At 46.9% G+C, this 6136-nt stretch carries 6 protein-coding genes and 1 riboswitch; of the genes, 1 reads left to right on the top strand and 5 read right to left on the bottom strand.

Going from position 1 to position 6136, the window contains the following annotated elements; genetic code table 11:
• The coding region (locus HY879_05525; GenBank protein ID MBI5602797.1) for a hypothetical protein at window positions 1-274 on the bottom strand (274 nt) is incomplete at its 3' end.
• Between the two features lie 503 nt (window positions 275-777).
• Between HY879_05525 and HY879_05520 the strand changes: the two genes are divergently transcribed.
• Window positions 778-2322 (top strand): sigma 54-interacting transcriptional regulator, encoded by a 1545-nt coding sequence (locus HY879_05520; protein MBI5602796.1) that lies wholly within the window; start codon window positions 778-780, stop codon window positions 2320-2322.
• Between the two features lie 67 nt (window positions 2323-2389).
• On the opposite strand, the gene HY879_05515 is transcribed toward HY879_05520, so the two are convergent.
• From HY879_05515 to HY879_05500, 4 genes are all read right to left on the bottom strand, one after another.
• Window positions 2390-2500, bottom strand: a complete 111-nt coding sequence (locus tag HY879_05515; protein ID MBI5602795.1) for a DUF2442 domain-containing protein — start codon at window positions 2498-2500, stop codon at window positions 2390-2392.
• 32 nt (window positions 2501-2532) lie between these two features.
• Window positions 2533-3129 (bottom strand): hypothetical protein, encoded by a 597-nt coding sequence (locus HY879_05510; GenBank protein ID MBI5602794.1) that lies wholly within the window; start codon window positions 3127-3129, stop codon window positions 2533-2535.
• Between the two features lie 323 nt (window positions 3130-3452).
• Window positions 3453-4277, bottom strand: a complete 825-nt coding sequence (locus tag HY879_05505; protein ID MBI5602793.1) for a hypothetical protein — start codon at window positions 4275-4277, stop codon at window positions 3453-3455.
• Window positions 4278-4538: 261 nt separating this feature from the next.
• A complete protein-coding gene (locus HY879_05500) occupies window positions 4539-5678 on the bottom strand; it encodes an ATP-binding protein (GenBank protein ID MBI5602792.1) in 1140 nt (379 codons plus the stop codon).
• 200 nt (window positions 5679-5878) lie between these two features.
• Window positions 5879-6066: riboswitch (cobalamin riboswitch) on the top strand.
• Window positions 6067-6136: the final 70 nt, after the last annotated feature.

The raw sequence follows: 6136 nt of genomic DNA, 5'->3' as shown, positions 1-6136 counted from the left end.
TTTTTTCTTGTTCTAACCAAAGGGAGTGATCGATGAGTCCAAAATCCTTTAAGACCTGGGCCAGACGAAGACCGAGGGCACTTCCATTTTTTTCCGGCTGGTTTGCCTCCCAAAGCAGATGAAGGCTCAAATCCGTTTCTATGGCGGCATGGCGATAAATCTTTATTTCTATCGGCCCCTCTTGACTAACCTGGTCCAGGGACCGCAAGAATTCATCCAACTCCTCGGGATTTTCCCGGACGGATCTCAATTTTATAATCTCTAACCATTTCATCCTGCATCCTCAGTCGTTTCGTTGTAACAATTTAGCCCTTTGAAAAACTTGAAACTTTTGTTTGAAAATCCTGACTTTCGCACACGTCATTCCGGTGAAAACCGGAATCCAGGTGTTATGCTGAGACGAAAAGAACCTGGATTCCGGTTTTCACCGGAATGACGGAGAGGTTGTCGACGTTTTTTCAAAAAGCTAAACTGATATGTTTCGTTTTATTTCTTCCATTGCGAAAACCCTGCCAACCTGATTACCTAAAAATATTAATTGGTTAAAATTTTAAGGCCTATTTAATGGCCAATATTGACAAAGTTAATTGTCTTATTTGGCAATAAGATTTAAAATTGCCGAATAAGACAATATCAAATTTTACACTTTACAAATAACCGTCTAAGGATTTATCTCTAACATTAACAATTTCACGAATTACGGCATCTCGTTGCTGATTGCTGGTTGCTCGTCAAAACGAGAAACGAGTAACCAGTGACGAGCAACAGGGGCCTTTTATGGACATGGATGAAAATAATTTTTATCGCCAGGCCACCATGCGGATCTGCAGCAGCCTGGATATCGAGATCGCCATGTGGCGGTGTATGCAGTTTCTCAAAGATATCATCCCATCAGATGAAATGTATCTGCATTTATATGAAAGCGGGCTCGGAGCCATGCACACCATCGCCGGAGCCACGGCCCTGGAAGGCAGAAAAATGGACCGTATTACTCCCCTTCCCAAGGAGGTCAGGCCCCAACCGGATAAGGAATACCCAGGGATGCGGATTCTCAATCAGCCCGAGATGGAAGCCGGCTTTCACTATATGCTGAAGGTTTACGGCCGACCGGATACTTCAGCTCTGATCCGGCTACTGGAAGTGGAGGGCAAAAAGTTGGGGGTCCTCGTCTTGCTGGCCGAAGGCCGGGATCGGTTTTCGGAGGAGCAGGCCCGTTTGTTTTCCCTCTTGAATGAACCCTTCGCCATGGCCCTGTCCAATACCCTCAAACACCAGGAAATCCTGAAATTGAAAGATTTGTTAGCCGACGACAACCGCTATCTCCATCGCGAACTGCTGCACCTCTCCGGTGATCAGATAATCGGTGCGGATTTCGGCCTGAAAGGGGTCATGGAACTGGTCCGACAGGTCGCCCCTCTTGGAAGCCCGGTATTGGTTTTAGGGGAGACTGGGGTCGGTAAGGATGTCATTGCCAATGCCATCCATTATTCCTCTCCGCGAAAAGACGGTCCTTTTGTCAAGGTGAATTGCGGGGCCATTCCGGAAAGCCTTTTGGACAGCGAACTCTTTGGACACGAAAAGGGGGCTTTTACCGGCGCCCTGTCACAGAAGCGGGGGCGTTTTGAACGGGCCCATGAGGGGACTATTTTTCTGGATGAGATCGGGGAACTGCCGCCCCAGGCTCAGATCAGGATGCTGCGGGTATTGCAATATAAAGAAATCGAGAGGGTGGGAGGGACAACAACCATCCCGGTGGACATCAGGCTGATTGCGGCGACCAACCGAAACCTGGATGAAATGGTAAAGGCAAAGCAATTCCGTGAGGATTTATGGTTTCGCCTTAATGTCTTTCCCATCCAGGTCTTGCCCCTGCGGGAGAGGAAAGAGGATATCCCGGCTTTAATCTATCATTTTATCGAGCGAAAATCCCGGGAGTTGAGGATTCCGGCACCCCCTTCCCTGGGGCGCGGGGTCATAGACCAATTGATAGCTTATCCATGGCCGGGAAATGTCAGGGAACTGGAAAATGTGATTGAACGGGCCTTGATTTTAACCAGGGGGGAACCATTAACTTTTGAAGATCTGTTGGTGCTCAAACCGGATTCCAGGCAATCCCATCCTGTAGGACCAGAGGATCAACCCCGGCAGCTCGATGAAGTGGTCTCCCTACACATTCGCCGGGTCCTTGAGAAGACCCGCGGGAAGGTGCATGGGAAAGGGGGAGCAGCCGAAGTACTCGGAATCAATCCCAGCACTCTCAGAAACCGGATGAACCAATTGGGGGTTCCTTATGGGAAGAAGTCGCCTAAAAAAACATCTTAATATCCTTGGCCGACCTTTTCAATGCCCCCTCCTTGTGTCAAAGGTTCCAAGAGCAGTTGCCTCTTCTTTATGCTGCTTTTGCTCTTCCACGAGGAGCAGGTGCCCCCCGCAAGAGACCCTGGGTGGTGAGATCCTCATCAAGGTCTGGCCAGTGTATGCCGCACCCGGCTCCGGCAATGCGCCAGTTCGCCCGCTCCTCCCATAGTTAGATTACCCTTTCTTCTTTCCAAGCCTGATCTTCGACCGGCGTTTGCCTTCGAAGTCGTAAACTGTATCTCCACACCGAATCAGGGGGGTCCCTTTGTACTTGAATCTGCGGACGAGATACCTGAAGATCGAGAACATAGAAAGGACCTCAAAACCCTGGATCACCGTTTCTCCCCTTCGCCGGCAGAACTGGGGGAAGATCAGATCCTTTTCCATCCCGTCCACGACAAAGGAGCGGGCCTTCAGGAAATCCACACTCAAGATTTCCACCTTTGGTCCGGTGTCTACGGAGACACCCTGAATACTCCTGGGAACCGGGAGCCGTTTCTTGTACTGATTCCACAGGTAATCAACAATGAACTCCCGAGGATCAATGACAAAGCCGGTCAGGTACTTCTTGCCATTCCTGTGGACATCCACCTCCAGGCTTCCATAATCGATCACGTATTTCTCTTTTCCTTCCAGAAATCGATTCTTGTCATACCAGGCCATGTCGTAGAATTCGGCGACCGATATTTCAATCTGATTCTTTTCTATAACGGCATACATGTTATGGACCGTCCCTCGTGCTAAATCAATGTCTGTATAATGGTCAACCAATCAAGAACATTTCCGTATTCTGTAAACTTCATCCGAGAAAGCTTCAGTTATTCTCCGCATAGGCAGCATTTCAATCTGAATATGCGGAATTCTTTTTTGACGTCATCTCCATATAGTTTTTTTAATATTGCTATAGATTACTTTCTCCTTTGGTATGCTCTATTATTGGAGCATAACGGGCCGGGAGATGACCGGAGATGTTGTGTGCCCCTTTAATCTCTTAGTGCCGAACTCTCGGCATAAAGTGGGGCGGCATTTTCCGTCGCTCTCAATGCCGTTATTAGGGGCATTAGTTGTTATTTCACAATTCGATAGCCTCAATATCATAACCAGATTCGGGTGATTGATTTAAGTGAGCTTGGGGCAGTGTTAAGCCAATCAATGGTTGGGAAACGGTCATCGGATATCAGTCCGCTTCGGTTAAATGATATTGACGACAATTTATCATTTACTCCAGGATGTTCTCCTGCGGCAACTAGTGCACCCGCCACGAATCTAACAAGAAGTTTGTGAAAATGTAGTTGCCCTTCAAGAGAATTGCGCGGTAGGTCTATTCCTAAATTTTCGCGAAGGTTGTTTACATATTCATCAATTGATTTGAATAACAACGCATAATGTGGAGTATAACCATTCCTTAAATGCACTTTGGCGGTTGCTTCACTCCCTGGTGGGAAAAAAAGGGCACGATAATAATCTTCAGGCCACTTCTGGTCCTCGGGGTAGTCGTGGTATAACCTTGGTTCATGGGGCGTTTCGTTATGATGACCACAATGGATATGCCAGAGTCGAGGAAGGTCTTCTTTGTATCCGGCTAAATGAATGCCGAAAACCAACTGATACCAAGGTCTATTTTCTTTTTCTAATTCGATTCTAAGTCTTGCGGTAAGCCTTTGACCAACAGATTCTAACTCCTCATTTTCAACAATGCTGGAGTCAATAAAATCTTTAAGCCACGCATCTATTTGCTGTCCCTGAATTATTCCATTACCCCAGATAGCAAAACCAATATTCGCCTTTTCAGAATATTGTACCTTTGCAGCACCTTCTATTGCATCTACAGGGGACCCATATGCATCCGAATATGTTATAGCCGAATCGCCGATCATTACAACACCATGCCGAGAAATTTCACTTACAACTAAAGTCATTTGATTCTCCCAAATATTCAGTCCCTGAGCGAAAGGGAACCGGACCCTTGGTCTCCTCGCCAGGAAACCAGCAAACGCTTCGGACAACGGTAGAAACCGAAGACAAAACGATGGCGGTAATCATGTTTTTCCTCCGGAAATTAGTTTCACAGGGCTTTATTGGATCGTGCTTCTGTAACTGAGTTCAGGCCGCCTCGGAAAGCCGTTTTATTAAGTGCTATATATTCGTTTATTTCTTCCTTACCGCATGGTCCATAATTTTTATGCAAATTCGCCGTTCCATAAGCGTTCGATAAACATTGGCCAGGGGATCGCTTCAATATTCTTTGTTAATTGGCGCGGCTGTTTTTCCAGACAAACCAGACAGCATTTTTTTACCGGCCCATCTTCCAAGAGGGCCTGCAAAGAACCGATATCGCTTTCATGAAGGCGGAAAGAGCCTTTTACTTCAAGTGCCAGGGCCTTGTCATCAAGAATGAAGTCCACTTCGCGGCCGGTGGATGTTCGCCAGAAGGTTATGGCCATTTCGGGATTGCGGTAGGCCTGATAGGCCTTTAATTCCATTAAAATATAATGCTCGAAAGCCTTGCCGAAATCCGGGCTTCCGATTTTAGGTTGGTGTCTGGCCAGATAATTGGCGATACCCACATCGAATAAATAAAATTTTTCAGTGGTGATCATACGCCTGGTTTTTGACTTCTTCCAGGGCGAAACTCTAAAACCCAGATAAGTATCTTCAAGAATATCAAAATAAGTACGGACCACCTTATGCGAAACCCCTGTTTCCCGTCCGATGTTCACGTAATTTATCAACTCGCTGGAAGTGATGGCCGCCACCCTTAGAAATTCGTTAAAAGCAGGGATGTTTTGTGTGATGGCCTCGGCGATGATTTCCTCTTTAAGATAATCGGCCACGTAAGAGCGTAAGTCTTCAATAGGATTGGGTGAGAGAAAGTGGGGCGGGAGCAGCCCGGAAACCATAATGCGCTCCAGATTAAAACCGGTTACTTCCATAGAGGAAAGGGGGGGCATGGTCCGGCGCCAGGCCCGGCCGCCCAATAAGTTGGCATGTCCCCGACGTAATTTACGGGCGCTGGAGCCGGTTAATAAAAACGATAAATTTTTATTTTCAATAAGCCAATGGACTTCATCCAGGATGGCCGGTATTTTTTGAACTTCGTCTATAACTATGAGACCTTTGTGATTCAGATAGCGTTCCCGCAAAAGGGCCGGGCGGGTGATGTATTCCGCTAAAACGTCGGTTTTTAGTAAATCGATGATCTCGACGCCGGGCAGATTATGGGAGATCCAATAGGTTTTCCCGACTTTGCGGGGGCCCCAGAGAAAAGCGGATTTCCCGGGCGGCAATTTGAGGTCAAAAAGTCTCTTTTTAATTTTCATGACAAGGGTAATTTATCCGGATAAATTACCCTTGTCAAGAAATATTACAAAGAGTGTTGAATGCAGCCTGTGGAAATCAAGAAGGATTTAGATCCGCCGGGGGGAATCTTTCTTAAACTTAATTGTGCGCCTGGCTGAACTTTCTTCTCTTCCATTATGAGGCTTGTTTTTTTCTATTGACTCCAAGGGACCTGTTAGATAAATTATCCTGACATAAAGGTATCAAGACCGGTTTAAACGGGAAGACGGTTCAAGGCCGTCACGGTCCCGCCGCTGTATCCGGGGACGAAATCCGCAAGAGCCACTGTCCGCTTTGAGGCGGACGGGAAGGCGTGGAAAGTAGGAAGATCCGGAAGTCAGAAGACCTGCCTTTATGGATTAAGTAAACTGGGTGCCGTCCTTAAGTTCAGAAATTTGGACTTAAGGATTTTTATTTTGGACCACCGCAGGAATACCTA

The organism is Deltaproteobacteria bacterium, assembly GCA_016219225.1.
GTDB lineage: Bacteria > Desulfobacterota > RBG-13-43-22 > RBG-13-43-22 > RBG-13-43-22 > RBG-13-43-22.
Note: the sequence above shows the minus strand (reverse complement) of the source record. Positions and strands in the feature narration are given on the sequence as shown.